We start from the raw sequence: 22912 nt of genomic DNA on the forward strand, positions 1-22912 counted from the left end.
CAAAGGTTAAGATGTTGTAAAAAAATAAAAGCTATAGATCTCTCTATAGCTTAAAGGATAAAAATATTATTTTTTTTCAGTTTTTGAACCAAACTTTGTTTCCCAAGTAGTTAAAATACGCTCTTTATTAGCAGCAGCCCAAGAGAAATCATTAGCAATTAGTTGACTAATAGGGTTCTCTGGGAAACCTTTTGGCGGAGTAACGTTGATATCTCTAGAAACAATAGCATAAGATTTAGCATACATTTTCATAGCATCTTCTGAAATAGCCCAATCTAAAAATACTTTAGCTTCATCTTTTATATTCTTTTTATTTATTAGAGCATTAGCTTCAGAATCCCAACCAGAACCTTCACTAGGGAAATAAACATTTATAGGTGCTCCATCATTTTTTATTTTTATTCCAGGATATCCATAAGAGATTCCAATTGGATACTCTCCAGATGCAGCTGTTTTAGCTGGCTTAGAACCAGAATGAGTATAAACTCCCATATTATTATCTAAGTTAGCCATATATTCCCAAGCTTTTTCTTCACCTAAAAGTTGAACTAAGGCAGAAACTGTTAAAAAACCAGTTCCAGAAGAAGCGGGATTAGGCATAGAGATTAAACCTTTATATTCAGGTTTTAAAAGATCTGAAAAGTTCTTAGGTTCTTCTAGTCCTAATTTTTTCATTTCAATAGTATTAACTGAAATAGCTGTCATCCAAGCATTGTTTCCAACCCATTTTGGATCTTTACCTGTATTATCTTTAAATTTTGGATTTATTTTTTCAATATCTTTAGGAGAATATTCTTTTAAAAGATTCGCTTCATCTAAAACTAAAAGTCCAGTAGCAGCAGTTCCCCAGATAACATCCGCTTGTGGGTTGTCTTTTTCAGCTAAAACTCTTGAAACGATAACACCTGTTGATTCTCTTACAATATTAAGTTTTATATTAGGATATTGTTCTTTAAAAGATTGAAGATATTCTGGAATTTGCTCGTTTTCTAAAGCTGTATAAACTGTGATCTCCTTTGTTTTATTATCTTTAGATACAGGTTTTTCAGAGGAACCACAACTAGCTAAAAGTGTTGTTAAAACTAATGAACCCAATATTTTTTTATTAAATGTCATAAAATCACCCCATTTTTAAATTTAATTGTATTATACGTTATATATGTTAAGAGAAAATGAAAAATAGGTAAAAGACAAGTAAAACCAAAAAATAAAGAATAGAAAATAAATTTTAGTTTTTCCTAGAAAAAAAATGGAAATCAAGATATAATTTAAAGAAAAAACTATTAAATCATTTATAGAGAGGGGAATATGAACTATAAAGATATGAAATATGAGAAATTTGGATTTTTATATATCTATGATGGAACGAAAAGTTGTTGAGTTGATGGTACTGTGCTCCCTAGGTTAGAGGAGCTTTCTAAAGAATATAAAAATTCTAAATTTTTTCCAATAGATATAAAAAAGAATCCTGAAGTGTCAGGAGAATTCTTAGTTTTTGTAACACCCGTTTTAATTGTTTATTATGATGGGATGGAAGTTTTAAAAAATGTAAGATTTTTTTCTATTTCAGAAATAAAAAGTGAACTTGAGAAATTTTTAGAGAAAATCTTATAATTTCTAATTTTTTAAGGGGGGATTAATGAGTATAAAAAGGATACTTTTAGTTTTCTTTTTAAGTTTTAAATTTATAATTTCGATGGATGTATATATTCCTAAAACTCAAGAGGAGAGAGATAATCTTCAAAAATTAAGAGAAAAACAGCTAGTTTTAGGAGTAAAAACCAATTATTTTGCAGATGAAAAAATAGGCAATGAGTCATTAAATGATATTATAGAGGAGCTATTAAAAAGCTATTTACAACTAGATATAGAAATAAAAAAAGGAAGTTGGGATACATTATATACTGAGCTCCAAAATGGTAATGTTGATCTTATAAATTTTTTGACTAAAACAAGTGAACGAGAGAATTTTGCGGTATTTTCAAATAAAATTTTAAATGAAGAGTTGGTTATTGTATCTAAAGATAAAAACTTAAATATACCTGAAGATTTAAGTGGTGTTGAAGTGTATGTAACTAAAAGTAGTATATATAAAAAGTTTTTAGAAAGATTTAACTCAAAAAATGATTTGCAAATGAAGATTATACAAGTGAATAATATTAAAGATGTAAAAGATATTAAATATTTTGCAGATACAAATTTAAATACAATTGGAGAATCTAATAAGTTGAATATAAGTGGACTACCTGAAAGTTCAATTGGAATTAGAAAAGAGTATAAAGAACTAAAAAGTTTAATAAATAGCGCTTTAGAAGAGAAATATAATAAAAGAATAGAAAATTGGATGAAGAAACGAAGAGAATTGGTATTTAAAGATAAATTCTTAAATTCTTTGACATATAAAGAGAGAGAATACTTAAAAAATTTAGAACCTTTAAAAATAGCATATGGAAATATTGAAAATGTTAGTAATTATTCACCTGAAAATAAAAAATATGTAGGAGTTCTTCCCAATCTGTTAGATTGTTTATTTAGAAAGTTGAGCATTAATATAGCTCAAGAAAAAAGAACAGAGAAATTGGAATGGACAGATATCTATCAAAAATTTAGTGATGGAAAAATAGATGTGCTAACACTTTCTAAAACTGACGAGAGAGAAGAAAAATTTATATTTACAAAGAAAATATATGATTTAAATGTTTATCAAGTGGAAAGTCTAAAAAATATACCAAATAAAAAACAGATTGGTGTTATAAAAAATTCAATAGAGGAAAGTGTAGCTAAAGAACATTTTTTAAAAAATGATATAAAAATCTATTTAAATAGAGATAAGATGCTCTCAGATTTAAAGAATAATCGATTAACTGGGATACTATCATTAAATTCAGATATTTATGATAAGAAAAGATATAATATAAAAATATTAGAAAGTGTACCTATAAATTTAGCTTTAAACAAAGATCGAGTCGTATTAAGAGATGTTTTAAACAAGGCTATATTAGAGATGGTAGATTTAAAAGATATTCTTAAAGCTTCAGATTTAAATAAAAAGAAGGAAATTTTACAAGAGCAAGAAAAACATAAAGAGTTAGTTGTTATAATAATCTTAAGTTGTATAGGTTTATTAGGATTAGTAGCATACCAAAGCTTCAAAGTATTTACACATAAGAAAAAAAATAAAGAGCTATTAAAAGATGAGTTAACTGGTTTATATAGTCGAAGAGTATACAATGAGTTTTGTAAAAATAATAATAACATAAGTGGTTGTACTCTTCTTATGGATTTAAATAACTTTAAAATATTAAATGATACTTATGGTCATGATTATGGAGATCAAGTATTGGTTGAAGCAGGAAAGATTTTAAAAGAGGTTTTTAGAAATGATTATGTATTTAGAATATCAGGAGATGAGTTTTATATATTTTCTTGCTATTCAGCAAATATTAAATACAAGATAAAAAAATTAGAAACTCTTTTTAAAAACTCTGATTTAATGAAAAAATATAATATATCTTTTAGTTTAGGGTACTATCTAAAAAAAGAGAAGAACTCAATGGAATATGCTTTTAAATACGCTGATTTAGCTATGTATTCAGCAAAAAAAGAGAAAAAAGAATGGGCAAAAGAGGCTACATATGATTTTATAAAAAGTAATAAAAGAAAAAAAATAATTGAAACTATAATTAACTCATCAATTGAAAAGGAGTTTTACTCTGTTTTTCAAGAGAAGTTTGATTTAAAAAGTGGTGATATAATTGGAGCAGAAACACTAACAAGATGGGAAAATAAATTTTTAGGACATATTTTACCAGATGAGTTTATTCCAATAGCTGAAAATTTAGGATTAATTTATAAAATTGATTATAGAATAGCTGAGCAAGCAATAAAGAAAACTAAACAACTTCTAGATAAAGGCTATGTAGATAAGGAGTTTAGAATGTCTTTTAATATGTCTATAGAGACTCTTAAAAGAAAGGATGTAGTAGAATATATACTTCATCTTTTGAAAAAATACTCTTTAGATGGAAAAAATTTAGAGATAGAGATAACAGAAAGTACATTTTTAGAGGATGTAGAGGATATAATAATAAAGTTAAATCAGTTTAGAGAAAAAGGTATATATCTATCAATTGATGACTTTACAGCAGGATATTCTACAGTGGGCTTATTGACTATTTTACCAATAGATGTTGTTAAATTTGATAAGTCATTGATATCAAATATCAGTGATAGTAATAATAAAGGAAGAACTGTTTATTCAGGACTAACAAGCATGATAAAAAGTTTAAAACTTAAAGTTGTGGCAGAAGGAATAGAGGAAGAGGAGCAGTTTGAATTTTTAAGAGAGATAGGAGTTAGTTACGGACAAGGATATTATTTTGGAAAACCTGAAAAGGAACTAAAAAATGTTTAAAGGAGGTAAAAAATGGTAGAGGTTAAAGATTTTAAAGCAGGTGATTGCAATACTCTTTGGAATATAAATAGAAATGCATTTAGAAAAAGTTTAAAAAAAGAGAGTTATGAAGATTTTAAAAGTATAGTAGAGAACAGTATAGGTAAAGTTATATTTTTAGAAAATGAGATTATTGGAGCTATATTTTTAAAAGCACAAAATGATAGTGGAGTTTTTAAAGTTGAGAAGCTTTTTATAGCTCCAAAGTATCAAAATAGAGGATTGGGATATTTTATTTTAACTCATTTATCTGAAGAGGATAACTCTATAAAAAAATTAGAGTTAGATGTGGATGAAAGTAGTTTAAAAGCAAAAAAATTCTGTGAAAAAATGAAAAAAGAGATTTAGATGGTAATACCTTTTAACTTATTTCAAGTTTAGGAGGTAGAGTATGAAAATTTTTAAAATTTTAGGATTAGGTGCACTTTTATCAGTAACACTTTTAGGAAAAGAGATTGATGTTACTGCATATAATTGGGGATATGAACCAAAAGAGATTGTTTTAAAAAAGGGTGAGCCTGTAAAATTAACTTTAATAAGTAAAGAGGGAGATCATGGACTTGGATCAAAAGATTTAGGTTTTGATTTAGAAGCATCTCCTGGAAAAGCTCAATCAGTGGAAATAACACCTAATGAAGTTGGAGAATATACTGCTAAGTGCACTATGCCTTGTGGTTCAGGACATAAAAAAATGTTTTTAAAGATAAAAGTAGAATAAAAATGTAAAAGAGGTAGGAATGAAAGAGAAGATATCTGCTTTAGGGCAGTACATAGTAAAGCAAACAGGAAAGAATTTTAATTTTAAGATGATAAAACCAGATGGTTATTATAAAGGTGTTTTATTTTCTTATGGTGCAGATGATTATTTAGTTTCAAGTGATAGGGTGGAACTTTTAAGTACAATTGAGTTAATCTCTATTAAAACTTCAAAAGATTATCCAGCTAAATTAGTGAGAAGATATACTCACAGTAAGTTTGATAAAATTGGGAAGAAAAAAGAGGATACAATTGTAATAAATGGAGTAAAGTTTTATATTATAAAGCTATAGTTAGATTTAGTTGAAAAAATATAAAAGAGATGATATACTCTTTAAGAATTAAATTTATAAAAAAAGATGTTTGGGAGATCCATCTGTAAAAAAAACCAGCAAGAGGCTAGGTTTATTCTAGCCTTTTTTGTTTGTGTGGATCCCAGAAAGGGAGAGGTTATGAAAAGAATAATTATTGATTGTGATCCAGGAATTGATGATTCGCTGGCACTGATTTTAGCACTGAAATCACCAGAGCTAGATGTTGTTGGAATTACTATTTGTGCTGGAAATGTTCCAGTGGAACTTGGAGGAGTTAATGCTTATCGAGTTTTAAAGTTGCTAAAAAGAGAGGATATTCCTATTTACTTAGGGGATAATAGTCCAATTAAAAGAGATTTGGTAACAGCTCAAGATACTCATGGAGATGATGGTGTTGGAGATATTTTACCAGAAGTTGTCATTCCAAAAGATGCTATTAAATTAGGAGCTGTGGATTATCTTATTAAAGCTTTAAAAGAGAATGATGATATATCTGTAATAGCATTAGGTCCAATGACAAATTTAGCTAAGGTTGTGGAGAGGGAAAGAGATATTTTGAAAAGAGCTGAAAGAATTGTTTCCATGGGAGGTGCTTTTAGAACTAATGGAAATTGCTCTCAAGTAGCTGAATTCAATTATTGGGTTGATCCAGAATCTGTAAATATTGTTTTTGAAAACGTAGATAAGCCAATAGAGCTTATTCCACTAGATGTAACTAGAAAAATAGTTTTAACACCAAACTATAGAGAGTATCTAAAGCAGATGAAAAATGAAATAGCTGATTTTATTTACAATATAACAGGATTTTATGTTGATTTTCATTGGATGCAAGAAAGAACTTTAGGATGTGTTATAAATGATCCTTTAGCAGTAGCTTATTTTATAGAACCAAGTTTATGTAGTGGAGTTTTAACTCACTTAGAGTGTGTTGAAAATGGAAGGGCCATTGGGCAAACACTAATAGATATTGGAGATTTTTATAGAAAAACACCAAATGTATTTATAAATACAGGGGTAGATGAGAAAAGATTCTTTGAACTTTTCTTTCATAGAGTTTTTCCAGAAAATAAAAAAGATAATGAAATAGTGTTAAAGGGGTATTAATATGATGATGAATGAAATGTTATTACAAAATGAGATGTTATGGATAATAAAACTATTTTTAAGTTTTATAATTGTTTTAGGTGCTTATAAGTGTTTTGGAAAAACTGGACTTTTTATTTGGATTCCAATATCTATGTTTATAGCAAGTGTTGAGGTAATGGTTTTAGTTAAACTGTTTGGGCTACATGCATCACTGGGAAATATACCTTATGCTAGTGCATTTTTAGTTACAGATATACTCTCTGAAAAGTATGGAGAAAAAGAGGCTAAGAAAGCTATATGGATAGGGTTTTTTACCAATATAGTTATAGCGTTTATGATAAACTTTGCACTTATGTTTACTCCTGAAGCTGATGGATTAGAGATGCATAGTAATCTAAAATCAATTTTTGGATTGTTCCCAAGATTTATGATAGTTGGGCTGGTGTCTTATGCAATATCTCAACATGTGGATATATATCTATATAAGATTTTAAAAGAAAAGTTTCCAAAGCACCTTTGGATTAGAAATAATGGAAGTACTATGGTAAGTCAATTGGTGGATAATATTTTATTTACAACTTTAGCCTTTACGGGGATTTTCTCTTTTGAAGTTATGTTTGAGATATTTTTAAGTACTTATATATTAAAATGGATAGTTGCAGCTATGGATACACCGTTTTTATATTTAGCGACTAAGATGGATTCTAAGAAGAGTTTATGTTAAAATGTATAGGTAGTAAAAATCAAATTTAAAAATAGAAGTAGGTTAAAGAGAATGAGAGATATAGATTTTTTTGAAAAAATAAGTTGTGGAGCATTGATATGTAAAAATGATAAATATTCTACTATATTAAAAGCTAATTCAGCATTTTATAAAATGGTAGGATATACAGAAGATGAAATGAAAAAAATACATAAGAACAGATTTTCAGAGTTAGTAGTTGATGACTTAACTGAGATTTTAGAAAAAGTAAATCAAGCTGTAGGTTCTGAAAAAAAGTTGGATTATGAGTATAGAATAAAAAATAAAGATAATAAAATTATGTGGATACACGATGTAGCAACTTATGATGAGGAAAATAATCTATTTCATGTAATAATAATGGATATAACTTACAGAGAAGATGAGTTAAATAGAGTACGTAAAAATTTAGAAAAAGATTTATTGTCTAATCTGTTAAATAGAGCAGCTTTAGAAAAAAAAGTAAAAAATAAGATAGATAAAAAGATGTTTGGAATACAGTCTCTTATAATAATTGATTTAGATAATTTTAAGTGTATAAATGATAATATGGGACATCAAAAAGGAGATGAAGTTATAAGTTTTATTGGAACGAAACTTAAAGAGATATTTCATAAAGAAGGAATAGTGGGCAGACTAGGTGGAGATGAATTTGCTGTATATTTAGAAAATATAACTAAGAGTGATTTAGAAGTTTATTTAAAAAGAATGATCGATGAATTAGAAATAACTATTGAAAAAATAAAAATAAAATCTACTATTGGAGTAGCTTACGATAAAAATGGTGGGTGTAATTTTAAAGAGTTATATAAATTAGCTGATTTTGCATTATATGCTTTAAAGAAAACTAGCAAAGGAAGTTATTTGATTAAAGAGAATTAGTATTTTAAAGATTAAAAAAAGTTTTAAATTCAATCATTTGTTGTAAATGTTTCTTATACGGGGTATAATATAAGTAAAATCAAAAAATATTTGATTTTTTTGGAGGTACCAATGAAATCTCACTCAAAATTAAACTGTCCAGAAATTATTTACAACGAATTAGAGCAATTTATCCATTCTAAAAGTTATGTTTTTTTAACAAGAAAATTAGATCATAATATACAAATAAGAAAATACAATATTAATGATTCTTTTGAAACTGTTGCAAAATATATAGACTTACACGGTGGAAAAATTGTATATGGAGTATCGATTTTAGAGTCAGATATTCTTTTTGAAAAGCAAGTTTTTGCTGTATGGGAGTCGCCAGAGAATACTCTTCACCATGTGACAAGAGGTTCTAATATGAGGATTATGTTTGTTCCAAATGAAAATCCATATGATGTTCCAGAAGATTATGTTAGTGATTTTTATAATCTTTTCTCTACGAAAGAGAAGAGTTGCATAGAGGAGTTTATAGCTAATAAAACACGTTTTCAAGAGTTGATGTCAAAAACAACAAATTCTCTAACAGAAGATGAAATGAATGATATTTGTCGTTATGGAAACCTATCTGCTCTAGAAAGAATTACTAATAAAAAAATAGAGAAAGATTTTGACTTGAAAGACAGAATCTTGAATAGAATTAAGAAATAGAGGTCTCTTGAAGATTTTTTAAAAAAAAATAAAAAAGTTTCTAATATCATTTTTTATCAAATGGTGCTATAATGGTGCTAAAAATATTGCTTTAGAATGATGAAAGTTATTTTTGGAAATTAAGGGGAAAATATAAAAAAGATTAAAAAGGCTAATTTTTATCAAAAAATTAGCCTTTTTTTGTCTTTTATAGGGGGAGATAATGAAAAATATATTTTATTTGGATAATGCATCAACATCTTATCCAAAATTTGAAAGATTATATAGAGAAACTATGTCTATTTATCAAAACTTTGGGGTTAACTTTTCAAGAAATAGTTCTAGTAAAAGTAAGGGTGCAAAATCTATAAAAGAAAATTTAATAAAAAATATACAAGACATTTTTACTACAAAAAATGAAGTAATACTAAATTCATCTGCTACATTTTCATTAAATGAGATTATATTGGGATTAAATTATGCTAATATAAAAACAGTTTACATATCACCTTTTGAACACAATTCAGTTTATAGAGTTTTAAAAAAAATTACAAAAGAAAAAAAAATAGATTTAAAAATTTTAAAGTTTAGTGGATTTAACTTAGATTTTGAAAATATGAGACTTCAATTTATGTCAAAAAAACCCGATTTAATAATATGCAATCATGCATCAAATGTTTTTGGAAATATTTTACCAATAAAAGATATATTTGAAGAGGGGAAAAAATATAATGCTATAACAATTTTAGATGCAACTCAAACTGGAGGAGTACTGGATTTTACTGAAATATCCACTTCTTCAGATTTTATAGTTTTTGCAGGACACAAAAATTTGTATGGACCTTCTGGAATAGGCGGATATATTTATAATAAAAAAATTTTTCTATCTCCACTGTTATATGGTGGTACAGGAATTAATTCTGAAGATGAAGATATGCCTGAAGAGCTTCCAGAGAGATTTGAGGCAGGAAGTCCAAATATTTTAGGAATAATTGGTCTTAAGATATCAACTGATGAACTTTTGAAAATTGGAATGCAAAATATAAAAAAAAGAAAGCAAGAAAATATAAAAGCTCTATATTATCTTTTAGAAGAGTATTCATATGATTTAAAAATTTTATCAGACAAAGAGAATAATGTGGGAGTTATATCAATAGAAGCTAATGATTATACACCACAAGAGTTAGAAAGTATTTTCAATGATGAAGGAATAGTAACTAGAAGAGGTCTTCATTGTGCTCCTTTAGCTCATAAACATATGGGAACTGAAAAAAATGGGACGTTGAGATTATCAGTTGGATATTTTAATGATGAAGAGGATTTGGAGAAATTAAGAGAGGTTTTAGAAAGTATATTTTAGGAGAGTCTATGAAAAGTTAAAAGAGATAAAAGAGAAATATGAATTTTTAAAAATAGAGTTTACTAAGGTATTAAAATCTGAAAATAATTTAATAAATTTATTGGCAAAATTTCATTTAAAATTACAAATTGATGAGATTGATTTAAAAAAATTGAACTTTTTTATAAAAAACTTATAAATGAAATATATATAAATAAAAATATGGCAGATATCTTATTTTAAAAGGAAAGGATGAAGATGAATTCATTTGAAACATTAGATTTAAAAACATCATACAGAAGTGATAATGATGATATTTATTGTGATTTTTTTGAAAAATGTTTAAAAAATTCAATTTCTTATGATCGAGCTGTAGGCTATTTTACAAGTGATAGTTTGTGTTTGTTATTAGAAGGAATAGAGAATCTTATAAAAAATAATGGTTTAATGAGAGTTGTAACATCTCCTAAATTATCTGAAAAAGATTTGGAAAATATAAAAAAAATAGATGATATAGAAGTAATTAATTTGAAAATAGAAAAAGAATTGGAAAAATTTTATTCTGGAAAAGAAGAAGATATTACAAAGATATTTTCTTGGTTACTTAGTAAAAATATACTTCAATTAAAGATAGCTTATCAAAAAAATCATTTTGGAATATACCATGAAAAATTTGGAATATTCAGAGATGAAGAGGATAATAAGATAGCTTTCTCAGGGTCAGTTAATGAAACTATTGGAGGAATGAGTAGAAACTTTGAATCGATAGATGTTTATTCATCGTTAGATGGAAAAAAGGACTTAGAAAGAATAGAAAATAAAGAAAAGGATTTTGAAAAACTTTGGGCTAATGAAACAAATAAAATTGAAGTAATTGATTTAAGCGAAGCAATAAAAAAAAATATAATTTCAAAAGCTCCAACAGATGAAGAAATAAAAGTAATTCTAAATAAAAAATATAAAAAAAATTTATTAAAAGGTTTATCTAAGCCTGAATGGTTAATGGTTAGAGAGTATCAAAGTGAAGCTTTTAAAAATTGGAAAAATAACAGCTTTAAAGGAATATTAGAGATGGCAACTGGAAGTGGAAAAACATTAACAGCTTTAAATATAATGACAGAAGTATCTGAGGAAAAAAGAATGTTTTTCATAGTAGTTTGTCCTCAAACATATTTGGTAAGACAGTGGTCAGAGGAAATTAAAGAATTTGGGATAAAATCTGTAATTTGTAATTCAGAAAATAAAAATTGGAAAGATGAAATAAATAGAAAACTGTTTTTACTAAATGAAAATCAAGAAGATGCTGTAGTTGCAGTTGTGACAAATAAGACATTACAAAATATATCTTTTTTAAGAGCAATAAGAAGAATAAAAAAGGAGATTATGATAGTAATAGATGAATGTCATAATATTGGAAGTTCTAGTTTTGAAGATTTTTTAGAAAAAGAAGAGTTAAAAAAAATATCTATGAGACTGGGATTATCAGCAACACCAGATAGACAAGGCGATCAAAAAGGAAATGAAATTATAGAAAAATATTTAGGAAATGTTGTTTTTCAATTTTCTTTAGAAGAGGCTATAAAGGGTGGGTTTTTAACAAATTATAAATACTATCCTTATTTTGTTACTCTAACAGAAGAAGAAGAGAGGGAATATATAGAACTGAGTAAAAAAATATCCTCAATGAGTTTTTCCAAATCTTCAAATATAAAGGATAAGAAAAAAGAATCAACTCCTTTAGAGATGCTGTTATTTAAAAGAGCTAGATTGTTAAATTTAACAAATAATAAAATAGATAAATTATTAGAAATTATCGATGAAGATAGTTTTAATAATTTAATATATGTTGGAGCTGGAAAAAGTAAAAATGAGTATGAGAATAACGAACAAAAATTTATAGATAAAACAATAGATATTATATCGAAAAAATTAAATTTTAAACTTATGAAATTTACATCTCAGGAATCGAAAGAGGAGAGAGAAGAGGTAATTGGAAAATTCGTTAAAAAAGATATAAATGCAGTTGTAGCTATAAAATGTTTAGATGAGGGAATAAATATTCCATCAATAGAAAGAGCTTATATTTTGGGAAGTACAGGGAATTATAGAGAATATGTTCAAAGAAGAGGAAGAATATTAAGAAAAGTAGATGGTAAAGATATAGCAGAAATACATGATTTTTTAATTGTTCCTAGAAGTTATGAAAATTATGAGCCGATACAAGATTCTGATTTCAACTATGAAAAGAAATTAGTTGAAGGAGAATTGAAAAGACTTCAAGAATATAACTCGTTAGCTTTAAATAAACATAGAAATGAAAGTGAATTAAAAAAGATAAAAGAATTTTATGGAATATAGAGGAGGCTAAGATGAATTCAAAAACAAAGGGAAAAGAATTTCTTGATAATTTAAGTGATGTAGAAAGAGATACGGTTATAAAAATAATCCAATTAGAAAATAATCCTGAGAGATTAGACAAAATAAATAGTATAGTTTTAGAAAGACAAATAAAGGATTTAATTATAAAAAATTCAGTGGAGTTGAGTGATTAATGATATTTAAAAGTATAATTTTAGAAAATTTTAGACCATATTATGAAAAAGTTAAATTAGAATTTTGTAATGGTGATAAGAATATAACACTTTTAAAAGCTGAAAATGGTTCAGGAAAAACTACACTTTTAGAAGCAATAAGATGGGGATTATATGGAGGGAAACTGGATTTAACATCTGGAGATTCAAAAGAATTTGGAGCAGCTAGTTTTATAAATAAGAAGTATTTAGAAGAAAATAAAAGAAAAGCTTCAGCAAGAGTGATTTTAAATATTGTTGGGAAAGTTTCTGAAGATAAAGAAGAGCAAGAATATAAGATAACAAGAGAGATAACTTTTGAGAATGATATGTATGCAGGAGTAAAATTAACTTTAGAGTCAAAAGATGGAAAGGTAACAAGTGAAAAATCAGAAGCTCACTGTCAAGAGCTAATAAATCGTTTATTGCCAAAAGAGATCAATTTCTTTATAGATGGAGAGAGACTTAATAAAATAGCTCCAGAAAAAATAAATCAAAAAAAATCAAAAAAAGAAAATTTTGAAGCAATAAAGGAATCAATTAATAGAGTTTTGGGAATAAAGAGTTTAGAAAATGCTATTTTAGACACTTCAAAAGTATGTAGTCAATTTGAAAAAATATATTTAGAAAGCAATAACTCAAATAAAAGTATTATGGAATTAGAAGAAAAATTGAAGAAAATTCAGTATCAAAAGCAAAGCAAATTGAAAGAAAAATATGAAAAGACTGAAGAGATAGAATCATTGAATTATGAAAAAGAAAAAATTAATAATAAAATTGATGAAATTTTGGAAAAAATAAAGAGTGATGAAAAAGATAAAGATAGAATAGATTATTTAAGAATAGAACAAAAAAAATTGGGAAAAATATTGGAGAATAGTCAAAAGAAGTATGAATTATGCTTATCTGTAAAGGGAGTAGAAATAATCTCTTCAAAAATATTAGATAACGGTTTTCAAGTAATAAAAGAAAAAAAAGATAAGGGAGAGATTCCTTCAAGATATGAAAAAGAGTTTTTAGAAGAGTTGTTAGATTTAAAAGAGTGTATATGTGGAGCATCATTAGAAAAAGATACAAATAATTATTTAAAAATAATAGAAAAATTAAAAAATTCTACACCAAGAGAAAATAAAGAAAAAGTAAATGAAATCTATTTTCTGTTAAAAGATATAGAAAAAATAGATTTTTTAGAAAATTTAAAAAATGTAAAATCAGAGATTTATAAAATTGAAAATAAAATCGCAGATATTGATGATGAAATAAAAGTTTTATTAGAGAATGATGATTATAATTCATTAGTTGTTTTGAAGGAATATAAGAAGTCACTATTAGAAAAAGATGAAGCAAAAATTACTTTACATAGAAGTATAGGAGCTTTAGATTTAGAGATAGAAAATATTGAAAAACAATTAAATTCTCTTGTAAAAGAAAAAATAGAAGCGGATAAAAAAAATATAAAGTTTAAAAAAGAGAGAATAAATAGAGATTTTTCAAAAAAAATTTTATTAAATCTGGAAACTTTAAAAAAATATAAAGAAGATCAAGGAAGAGAAGGATTAAGAGAAAAAATAGAAGAAGTTTATTCTAGAATAAATAAAAAAGGATATAGAGCTGAATTAACAGATGATTTTGAATTTAAAATATTTGATAATGATGGAAAAGAGGCAGGAACTGGGGGAGGAGAAACCAAAAATAAAGCTTTAGCTTTTATAGGTGGACTAGTTTATTATGCAAAAGAATTAAATAGAGAAAAAAATAAATCTGCGTTAGATTCTAATGGTGGAATATATCCTTTAGTGTTAGATGCTCCATACGGAGATTTAGATAATGAATATAGAATGGATTTTACAAAAATGTTGCCGCTTTTATCAGAACAAATAATTGTTATGGTTTCTTCTGGTCAATGGAGTAAAGCGATAGAAGAGGTTATTAAAGATAAAATTGGAAAAAAATATATTTTAGAAAATAAAAGAAGAACGGGAATGGATAAAAGATTTGATATAACAACTGCAATAGAGGAGGTTTAGTATGGATGAAATTTTTCAAGAAGAGATTAGACAAAGAAGAAAAAAACTTAGCGAAATATCAGGATTTGGATATGAAAAAAAATATGATGAGATTTATAATGAGTTAACAAAACAGATGGGATATGGTTTTTTTGATACTAAAAAAGATGTTTTAGTTTTAGCTGGAATGATAGGATTTAATCTTTTTTCAAGCAAATCAAAAAAAATAGAAAATCATAAATTAGAAAGAAATGAATTTAAGCAATTATCTCCAGTTGATTTTAGTGAGTATTATCATTTGATATATTCAGTTGTATTATCTTTAAATAATAACATTGAAGACATACTAGACAATAAAAGAGTAGTAGATATATTTAATAATTGTGCTAGTTTAGGAATAGATAAGTTATTTGAAATATTAAAAAAAGATGGAGAGGGATATATAAGAAACTTTGAGGATTTTTTAGAGAATCCAGAAGAATTTTTAGAAGATATATTTGATGAGAAAAGAGAGGAGAGGGAAATCAACGAAGCTATAGGAATACTAGTTTAATTTAGGGGGATAGGTAATTGAAAGTAAAAAAATTAAAAGAAATATTCCAAGATGAAGATGAAGGTAGAATAGTTCTGCCAAATTTTCAACGAGATTTTGTTTGGGATACAAAACAGCAAAAAGAGTTACTAGCAACATTTTTAGTAGAGCTACCTATAAGTAGTATTTTATTATTAAAAGGAACATCTGATGACTTTAATTATAGAAAATTATGTTATTCAAATGAAGTAGAGTGTGCAAAAGAAGAGTGTATGTATCTATTAGATGGTCAACAAAGGATGTCTACTTTAAAGGCTATGTTTGTAGATCTTTTTAATGAGGAATGGGATAAAAAATATTCGGATATGTATGGAAAAATAAAAAATAGATGGTTTTTAAAAATTTCAACAGGAGATGAAGAAAATCAAGATATCTTTGGATATAATACATTAGATTTTGATTATGGAAGCTTGAGAAAATATACTCCGAGTGAAATTGTGGATTTTATTCAAGAGTACAAGATACATAAAACAACTAACACTAATAATTGGTACCATCCAAAATTTAAATTTGAAAAAGATACTATATTAGGAAAGATGAATGAGTTAGCAACACTTTGTAGTGCAGAAAAAGTAATTCCATTATTTGGTTTAAATGAAGGAAATAAATTACAGGATAAAGTTGTAGAAAAAATTGCAAATAAAAGAGCTGAAGAGATAATAGACGAAATCGAAGAACAAGAAGATAGTAAGAAAATAGAAAAAATAAAATTATATTTTAGAGATTTTGCTTCTGAAATAGAAACTGAAGATTTAATAGAGGAGTTTGAATACAGAAAAAATAATTTAAAATCAGATTTATCTATGAAATGGAAGGCAAAAATTATTAATTTTTTAGATAAAATAATTGATCAAGAGGTATCAATTATTGAAATAGAAAAAAATGAAATTAGTAGAGGAATAGCAATCTTTGAAACAATTAATAAAGGGGGTACTCCCTTAGATAATTATGATTTGATTGTAGCTAAAGCAGCTAAAAATTCAAAGTTAGAATCTTTAACTCAAAGAATAAAAAAGATAATAGAGGATGGAATAGATTTACCATATTATTTAGATACAAAGAAATGGAATGGATTAAAATTTGGAATAATTGAAGGACAAGAGGAATTAAATAAAAGATTTAAAAATCAATATCTTAACTTATTATCAATATTTGCGCATGTAAAAGATCCATTAACTTTAAAATTAGATCATATAAAAAGAGATAAAATATTTGAGATATCAACAGGAGATATAAACTCTTATACAGAAAAAACAATAGTATCTTTATTAAGAGCTTTAGCATTTGCAAACTATAGATTAGGAGTTGTGAAACTAGGTAATATCTCTTTTGAATTGATGTTACTGCCAATAGCATATATTCTTTCTGATGAGAATAATTGGAATGATAAAAAAGTTTTAGATAAACTTGAATACTGGTATTGGACTTCTATATTCATAGGTAGATTTAGAGAAAGACAAAATATAAGGTCTGTAGAGGATTTAAAAACTTTACATAAATGGATAAATTTAAATGATTTAAATGATATTAAAGTAAAAGAGTTACTAGAAGAAAATATAGAGAAAGTTTTAGATGTTAAAGATTACTCGGACTTAGAAACTTTATTAAATGATTCAAAAACTCCAAGTCCTGTAAGTAGAAATTTATTAGGTTATATTTTAAGCTTAGAACCATATGATCTATTGCCAGGATGTCATTCTGAAAGATTAAAAACTTTTGAAATAACAGATAACTCAAGAGACTTAGAGGATCATCATTTAATTCCATTAGGAACAGGAATTAAATATGGAGAGTTAAGTTCTAAAATAAGAAATGATAGAAATCATATATTGAATAGTATTTTAAATAGAGTTTTGATAAGTAAAGAAGCAAATAGACAAATAAGAGATATGAGTTTTGATAGATATATGAATGAAGTTCAAGATATGTCTAGAATTGGTCAAATGATAAATAAAAATTTAAAAAAGAGACCGGATGAAGAGTTAGATTATTATTATAAAAGAATCTTAGAAGAAAGATACAACACAATTAAAGATCGTCTTTTAACAGAACTTCACCAATTAAAAGATAAATAGAAAAGTTGAGGGAATAAAATGAAAAATGAAGATATAAAAATCTATTGGGATTCTAATAAAAATGTTCCTTTGATTTTAGATAGCTACAATAAAGAGCACGAGGAGATTGCCAAAGATTTGCGACCAGTATTTTTACAAGAAAAGTGGTTACTAATTAATCTTTTCCCAGAAAAATTAAAAATTGATTTTTTAGATAAATCAGTTTGGGCTACAAAACAAAATAGATATATAGTAGATGGCAAAATGATAAGTATAGTCCCAACATCTAAATTTAAAGGGATGAACCAGCAAGAATTAAATGAAATTAGAGGAAAAATTCTACAATTTGCTATAACAGAAGAGAACATAGAAAAGGAGAAAGAAAATTTTTCTAAGTTTATATTAGCAAATAGAAATAGATTCAATTATATTGTAAAAAGTGAGACTCGTGATGAAGAGGGACAATATATAGGAGCGTTACCTTTTATTGTTGAAAATGTTGAAAAGTTTAAAGATAGAATGACTTTAGTTTCTTTTTCTGGCGGAAAAGATTCTACAGTTGTTTCTCATTTAGTTAGATTAGCTTTAAATAATCCAAGTATTTTACATATATTTGGAGATACTACACTAGAATTACCTAAATCTTATGAATATGTAGAAAGATTTAAAGAAGAAAATCCATTTACACCATTTTTTGAAGAGAGAAATGAAGAGAATAATTTTTTTGAAATGTGTGAAGAGATTGGTCCCCCAAGTAGAGTAAAAACATGGTGCTGCTCTATATTTAAAACTGGTCCTATGGGAACAACTCTTGCAAATTTTGATGAAAATATACTAACATTCTTAGGTTTAAGAAGAGGAGAATCGGTATCAAGATCAAAATATAAAAAGGTATCTCAAAGTCCAAAAATTTTAAAACAGATGGTAGCATCTCCAATAATTGATTGGTGTGATTTGGATGTATGGTTATATTTGTTAACAGAAAATTTAGATTTTAATGATTCATACAGACAAGGATTTGCAAGAGTGGGGTGTTGGGTATGCCCTAATAATGGAACTTGGTCAGAATTGTTATCATCAATTTATAATTCAACAGAATATGATAAATGGTATAATTTTTTGATTAAATTTTCAAAGAAAATAGGGAAATTAGATTATGAGGATTATGTTAAAGATGGAAAGTGGAAAGCTAGACAAGGTGGAGATGGATTAGATAAAAGTACTGAAATAATAGTGCAATCTAAAGAGTGTATAAATGAAAAAAATTCAAAGACATTTACTTTAAATAAAGCAGTAAATGAAGACTTTATACAATTATTTAAACCTTTTGGTTCTATGAAAATTATTGAAAAAAATAAAATGTCTGAACTTATTTTGATAGATAAAAAAAATAATCCACTTTTTAAAATTATGTATAAAGATGGAGATAATGAAGTAAAAGTAACAATAATGAGGAGTGACGATAAATATATTTTTAATAAAATTCAAAAGCAATTTAATAAATTTAATAGTTGTTTATATTGTCAGGGATGTAATTCAGCTTGTCCAACGGGAGCTATATATGTGAGTAATGGGAAATATATAGTAGATGATACAAAATGTGTAAATTGTTTAAAATGTATAGATAAGTTTGACTCAGGTTGTTTAATAGCATCTGCATTAAAAATAAAAAAGAGGTAAGTATGAAAATTATAATAAGTGGTCATAGTTCTTTTTACATAAGAGAGAATTGGATAAATAAATTATTTTATAAAGTATTTAAACAAGATATAAATAAAAAGATAGAAAGTTCATTTTTTTCAAAGAGTAATATGATTGAATCAATTGATTTACTAGGAGTAGGTAGTAAAATGGTAGAATCGATAAAATTTTGGTCAGATTTATTAGGTATAATTGAAAAAAATAAAAATAGTTTACAGTTAAGCCAAAGTGCAAAAGTAATTTTTGAATTAGATTCATATTTAGAGAATAATAATAGTTTATGGATTCTACATTCTAATATTTTGACAAAGGATAATGAAAAAGCTTTGATTTGGGATCAAGTTTTTTCTCTAGGAGAGGGAGTATCTTTTACAAAAGAAAGCTTGGCTAAAAAAATAGAGTTATATTGCATTGAAAATTCAATAAAGTATTCAAGTAAAACAATTTTAGACACTATAAATATATTTATAAAAACATATCTTAAAGATTATAAAGAGATTGATAACCCAGAGGAAAATATAGTATCTCCTTTTTCAAGATTAAATTATTTGAAAGAGTTAAATGGAGAGTATAGATTTATAAATATTCAAAGAAAAGATATTTCAGATTATATGATTTATTATTTACTTTATAAAAAATCAAAAAAAATGGGTCTTGTAAATCAAATGACAATAAAAGATGCATATGAATACATAAATAGAATAATAAAAATAAGTTATTTAGATTTTGAAAAAATTATTCAAGAGTTAGAATTTCAAAATGAACTTTCTGTAGATAGAGCAGCAGGATTACAAAATATAACTATTGATACAAAGAGATATTCTGATAAAGAAATCTTAAAAAAAATACTAGAAAGTGAGTTAGTTTAATGAAAAAAGCAATAGAAATAACAAAAGTTGGAGTTTCAATCAATATAGAAAGAGATTATAAGGATAATGAAAAAATAAATTCATATATACCAACTGAAAAAAATATAAAACTTCTATCTAAATTAACTAAAGATATTTTGAACAAAAAAAATGGATCATATATTCTATCAGGAGCCTATGGAAGTGGTAAATCTTATTTTCTTTCTGTTTTATTAAATATTTTATCTGTTAAAAATAATAATGAGATTAATATATTTTTAAATAGGGCAGAACAAAAATTTCCAATAAAAGATTTATACTCTAAACTAAAAGATGAAAAAAAATTAATAGTATTTGCTAAAGATAGATTCCAAAGTTACGAAAAGGCAATTTTACACGGTATTTTAGATACTATAAAAAAAGAAAATATAGATATAGCTTTAAATTTAGAAAGTAGAATAATTTTAGATAAAATAGAAAATTGGAAAGTAAACTATACAGATATAGTTAGTAAATTTCAAAATTTATTAGCGATAGAAGGTACAAATTTAGAAGAGTTAGAAAATGAACTTAAAAAAAATAAAGAAAAAGCTATAAATATTTTCAAGAGGTGTTACAAAGAAATTTTTTATGGTGAAAATTTTATAAATTATGAATCTAATTTTCAAATATTAGATTTATTAGAAGATTTTGAAAAACAAGTTATAGAAAAAACATTATATACAGGTATAGTATATGTTTTTGATGAATTTGGAAGATATTTAGAAAGCAATATTGATAAGTTAGATGTAAAAGAGATTCAAGATATGGCAGAATATTGTAATTCAGAAAGTAATTCATTTTTATTTCTAATTACTCATAAAGATATATTTCAATATACTAACAAGTTAACTAGAGAGGATAATATATTTGAATGGGAAAAGGTTAGTGGAAGGTTTCATAAAGAGCAACTTACTTATGATAAAGTGACCTCTTTAAGTATTCTATCACAAGTAATATATAAAAATGAACTTTTTCAGGAGTTTTATAAAGAGAATATAGAAAAATTTAATTTATATAAAAATGATTTATTAGAATCTAAATTGTTAATAGAAAATATAGAAAATATTATAAAAGAGTTCTATCCTTTAAACTATATAACGGCTTATATATTACCAGAGCTATCTCAAAAAATAGCTCAAAATGAAAGAACAATGTTTGCTTTTTTAAGTTCGGGAGATATTAAAGGGTTAGAGAATATATATGAAGAGGAATTTTTAGTTGGATTAGATAGAGTGTATGATTATTTTGAAGAAAGCTTTAAATTTTTAAATCATGAAAGTATAGAATACAAAAGTTTTTTTAATACAAAGAAAGCTTTGAATTTAGTTAAAAATCCAGAATATATTAAATTTCTAAAAACTTTAGGAGTACTACAAATTTATAATAGAACTACAGATTTACCTCCAACTAAGGAGATTTTAAAATTAGCTTTAAATATAAACTTATCTCAATTAGAAACAATACTAAATGATCTTGAAAATGAAAATATTATTAGTTATAAAAGAAATAAAAAGCAATATAAAATAGTAGAGGATAGCGATATAAATATTCAAAAAGAGATTAAAGAATATGTTATAAATAAATTACACGTAATAAATTTAACGGAATCGTTAAATAAATTTTTAGCATTAGGAACTTATTATCCAGTTAAATATAATTTTGAAAAAGATATAACAAGATTTTTTAATCAGATATATTTAGATTGTTCAAATATAAGTGACTTAGATAAAGTTAAAGAAAATGTAGATGGAACAATAGTTTATTTAACTAATATTTTAAAAAATTTAGATTATAATTATATAAAAAGAAGTCTTGAGCTAAAAGATGTAATAGTTATATCTAATATAAAAAATAAAAGTTTGAAAATAGAAGGTATTTTAAAAGAGTTAGAGGCAATAGAATGTTTAACACTATTAGAAAAAAATTATAAAAATAATGCTGTTTTAGAAGAGTATGGTTTTTATAAAGAAGAGTTAATACAAACTTTAAAAGAGGAATTAAATAGATATTTTCATAAAGATAATATCAAAATAAGTTATCTAGAAAAAGAATTCTCTAATGAAAAGCTATTAGATATAACTTATAATTATTTAAATGAAAAATTTTATAACTATATTGAGATAAATTATGAATTGATTAATAAAGAAAAAATAAGTACACCTATGAAAAAAGCGAGAATTAATTTATTAGATATGTTAATCAATAATGATAAGACTTTATTAGAAGATGAATTTTATTTAGAAACAGGTGCTATTAATTCAGTAGCAAGAGTAGTTTTAAGTAAAATAATTACAATTGGAAATAAGAGTATTAATTTTAAAAACAATTGGGAAAAGTTATCGATAGATATTATAGAAAGTGTTAAAAAGAAAGAATATTCTTTAAAAGAACTATATTTTTATTATAAAACTTCAAAGAGTGGTTATGGACTTAGAAATGGTGTTTTAACATTCTTTTTAGGAGCTTTTTTAATAAAAAATAAAAACACTATTTTAGTGATGAACTCAGAAAGTAAACAAAAAGAAAATATAACAGGAGATTTAATAGAAAGAATAGAAAAGAATCCAGAGTTATATTATTTAGTTTTTGTTGATAAAAATATAGAGGAAGAGGAATATTTAGAAAGTTTTAGAGATGTTTTAGGTATATATTACGTGGATGAACCTGAAATAGAAGTTGGAATAATAGAAGGATTAAAAAATTATTTTTATTCTATAAGTAGATTAATAAATAAAATAGCACTAAAAGATTGTAAATTTTTAAGTAAAGTATTCAATTCTTTATTTCAAGAAAAAAATCCATATGAATTTGTATTTAAAGGCTCTTGCTCTTACTAAAAGCTCTTTAAATAC

Annotated in this window: 19 protein-coding genes; 18 read left to right on the top strand and 1 reads right to left on the bottom strand. The window is 25.4% G+C overall.

What is annotated here, in order from left to right; genetic code table 11:
* Positions 1-66: 66 nt before the first annotated feature.
* Positions 67-1116, bottom strand: a complete 1050-nt coding sequence (locus tag Q0V08_RS04020; protein WP_297432288.1) for a putative 2-aminoethylphosphonate ABC transporter substrate-binding protein — start codon at positions 1114-1116, stop codon at positions 67-69.
* Positions 1117-1392: 276 nt separating this feature from the next.
* On the opposite strand from Q0V08_RS04020, the gene Q0V08_RS04025 reads away from it, so the two are divergent.
* The 18 genes from Q0V08_RS04025 (at position 1393) to Q0V08_RS04110 (ending at position 22897) form a co-directional block, all read left to right on the top strand.
* Positions 1393-1614, top strand: a complete 222-nt coding sequence (locus Q0V08_RS04025; protein ID WP_297432290.1) for a thioredoxin family protein — start codon at positions 1393-1395, stop codon at positions 1612-1614.
* Between the two features lie 25 nt (positions 1615-1639).
* Positions 1640-4414 carry an EAL domain-containing protein gene (locus Q0V08_RS04030; RefSeq protein WP_297432292.1) on the top strand — a complete coding sequence of 925 codons (2775 nt, stop codon included), beginning with the start codon at positions 1640-1642 and terminating at the stop codon, positions 4412-4414.
* A gap of 12 nt (positions 4415-4426) precedes the next feature.
* The gene (locus Q0V08_RS04035) at positions 4427-4801 is read left to right on the top strand and encodes a GNAT family N-acetyltransferase (protein ID WP_297432294.1); all 375 of its coding nucleotides are present in this window, start codon (positions 4427-4429) and stop codon (positions 4799-4801) included.
* Positions 4802-4844: 43 nt separating this feature from the next.
* Positions 4845-5171 carry a cupredoxin domain-containing protein gene (locus Q0V08_RS04040; RefSeq protein ID WP_297432296.1) on the top strand — a complete coding sequence of 109 codons (327 nt, stop codon included), beginning with the start codon at positions 4845-4847 and terminating at the stop codon, positions 5169-5171.
* Positions 5172-5190: 19 nt separating this feature from the next.
* Complete coding sequence (locus Q0V08_RS04045; protein WP_240218542.1) at positions 5191-5502, top strand: hypothetical protein; 312 nt, start codon at positions 5191-5193, stop codon at positions 5500-5502.
* Between the two features lie 159 nt (positions 5503-5661).
* Entirely contained in the window at positions 5662-6627 is a 966-nt protein-coding gene (locus Q0V08_RS04050) for a nucleoside hydrolase (protein WP_297432299.1), read from the top strand.
* Between the two features lies 1 nt (position 6628).
* Positions 6629-7333, top strand: coding sequence for a queuosine precursor transporter (locus Q0V08_RS04055; protein ID WP_297432301.1), 705 nt, complete (start codon positions 6629-6631; stop codon positions 7331-7333).
* 51 nt (positions 7334-7384) lie between these two features.
* Entirely contained in the window at positions 7385-8233 is an 849-nt protein-coding gene (locus tag Q0V08_RS04060; protein ID WP_297432303.1) for a sensor domain-containing diguanylate cyclase, read from the top strand.
* A 111-nt stretch (positions 8234-8344) separates the two neighbouring features.
* The gene (locus Q0V08_RS04065) at positions 8345-8929 is read left to right on the top strand and encodes a hypothetical protein (protein ID WP_297432306.1); all 585 of its coding nucleotides are present in this window, start codon (positions 8345-8347) and stop codon (positions 8927-8929) included.
* A 202-nt stretch (positions 8930-9131) separates the two neighbouring features.
* A complete protein-coding gene (locus Q0V08_RS04070; protein ID WP_297432308.1) occupies positions 9132-10268 on the top strand; it encodes an aminotransferase class V-fold PLP-dependent enzyme in 1137 nt (378 codons plus the stop codon).
* A gap of 237 nt (positions 10269-10505) precedes the next feature.
* Complete coding sequence (locus Q0V08_RS04075; protein ID WP_297432310.1) at positions 10506-12605, top strand: DEAD/DEAH box helicase family protein; 2100 nt, start codon at positions 10506-10508, stop codon at positions 12603-12605.
* 11 nt (positions 12606-12616) lie between these two features.
* Entirely contained in the window at positions 12617-12799 is a 183-nt protein-coding gene (locus tag Q0V08_RS04080) for a hypothetical protein (RefSeq protein WP_297432312.1), read from the top strand.
* The gene (locus Q0V08_RS04085) at positions 12799-14844 is read left to right on the top strand and encodes an AAA family ATPase (protein ID WP_297432314.1); all 2046 of its coding nucleotides are present in this window, start codon (positions 12799-12801) and stop codon (positions 14842-14844) included. Before Q0V08_RS04080 ends, Q0V08_RS04085 begins: the two co-directional genes overlap by 1 nt.
* Before the next feature lies 1 nt (position 14845).
* Positions 14846-15376, top strand: coding sequence for a hypothetical protein (locus tag Q0V08_RS04090; RefSeq protein WP_297432316.1), 531 nt, complete (start codon positions 14846-14848; stop codon positions 15374-15376).
* Between the two features lie 17 nt (positions 15377-15393).
* Positions 15394-17490, top strand: coding sequence for a DUF262 domain-containing protein (locus Q0V08_RS04095; protein WP_297432317.1), 2097 nt, complete (start codon positions 15394-15396; stop codon positions 17488-17490).
* Positions 17491-17508: 18 nt separating this feature from the next.
* Positions 17509-19149: a phosphoadenosine phosphosulfate reductase family protein gene (locus Q0V08_RS04100; RefSeq protein WP_297432319.1), complete on the top strand. Its 1641-nt coding sequence runs from the start codon at positions 17509-17511 to the stop codon at positions 19147-19149.
* 2 nt (positions 19150-19151) lie between these two features.
* The gene (locus Q0V08_RS04105) at positions 19152-20039 is read left to right on the top strand and encodes a DUF4007 family protein (protein WP_297432321.1); all 888 of its coding nucleotides are present in this window, start codon (positions 19152-19154) and stop codon (positions 20037-20039) included.
* Positions 20039-22897, top strand: a complete 2859-nt coding sequence (locus Q0V08_RS04110) for a hypothetical protein (RefSeq protein ID WP_297432323.1) — start codon at positions 20039-20041, stop codon at positions 22895-22897. Before Q0V08_RS04105 ends, Q0V08_RS04110 begins: the two co-directional genes overlap by 1 nt.
* The last annotated feature ends 15 nt before the right edge of the window (positions 22898-22912 follow it).

Source organism: uncultured Cetobacterium sp. (assembly GCF_947038635.1).
GTDB lineage: Bacteria > Fusobacteriota > Fusobacteriia > Fusobacteriales > Fusobacteriaceae > Cetobacterium_A.

Excerpts from the sequence above, each read along its gene's own strand:
- Q0V08_RS04090 (WP_297432316.1), top strand. The coding sequence starts at position 14,846 with ATGGATGAAATTTTTCAAGAAGAGATTAGACAAAGAAGAAAAAAACTT.
- Q0V08_RS04075 (WP_297432310.1), top strand. The coding sequence starts at position 10,506 with ATGAATTCATTTGAAACATTAGATTTAAAAACATCATACAGAAGTGAT.
- Q0V08_RS04050 (WP_297432299.1), top strand. The coding sequence starts at position 5,662 with ATGAAAAGAATAATTATTGATTGTGATCCAGGAATTGATGATTCGCTG.
- Q0V08_RS04110 (WP_297432323.1), top strand. The coding sequence starts at position 20,039 with ATGAAAAAAGCAATAGAAATAACAAAAGTTGGAGTTTCAATCAATATA.
- Q0V08_RS04035 (WP_297432294.1), top strand. The coding sequence starts at position 4,427 with ATGGTAGAGGTTAAAGATTTTAAAGCAGGTGATTGCAATACTCTTTGG.
- Q0V08_RS04070 (WP_297432308.1), top strand. The coding sequence starts at position 9,132 with ATGAAAAATATATTTTATTTGGATAATGCATCAACATCTTATCCAAAA.
- Q0V08_RS04105 (WP_297432321.1), top strand. The coding sequence starts at position 19,152 with ATGAAAATTATAATAAGTGGTCATAGTTCTTTTTACATAAGAGAGAAT.
- Q0V08_RS04065 (WP_297432306.1), top strand. The coding sequence starts at position 8,345 with ATGAAATCTCACTCAAAATTAAACTGTCCAGAAATTATTTACAACGAA.
- Q0V08_RS04030 (WP_297432292.1), top strand. The coding sequence starts at position 1,640 with ATGAGTATAAAAAGGATACTTTTAGTTTTCTTTTTAAGTTTTAAATTT.
- Q0V08_RS04100 (WP_297432319.1), top strand. The coding sequence starts at position 17,509 with ATGAAAAATGAAGATATAAAAATCTATTGGGATTCTAATAAAAATGTT.
- Q0V08_RS04045 (WP_240218542.1), top strand. The coding sequence starts at position 5,191 with ATGAAAGAGAAGATATCTGCTTTAGGGCAGTACATAGTAAAGCAAACA.
- Q0V08_RS04085 (WP_297432314.1), top strand. The coding sequence starts at position 12,799 with ATGATATTTAAAAGTATAATTTTAGAAAATTTTAGACCATATTATGAA.
- Q0V08_RS04040 (WP_297432296.1), top strand. The coding sequence starts at position 4,845 with ATGAAAATTTTTAAAATTTTAGGATTAGGTGCACTTTTATCAGTAACA.
- Q0V08_RS04060 (WP_297432303.1), top strand. The coding sequence starts at position 7,385 with ATGAGAGATATAGATTTTTTTGAAAAAATAAGTTGTGGAGCATTGATA.
- Q0V08_RS04055 (WP_297432301.1), top strand. The coding sequence starts at position 6,629 with ATGATGATGAATGAAATGTTATTACAAAATGAGATGTTATGGATAATA.
- Q0V08_RS04080 (WP_297432312.1), top strand. The coding sequence starts at position 12,617 with ATGAATTCAAAAACAAAGGGAAAAGAATTTCTTGATAATTTAAGTGAT.
- Q0V08_RS04020 (WP_297432288.1), bottom strand. The coding sequence starts at position 1,116 with ATGACATTTAATAAAAAAATATTGGGTTCATTAGTTTTAACAACACTT.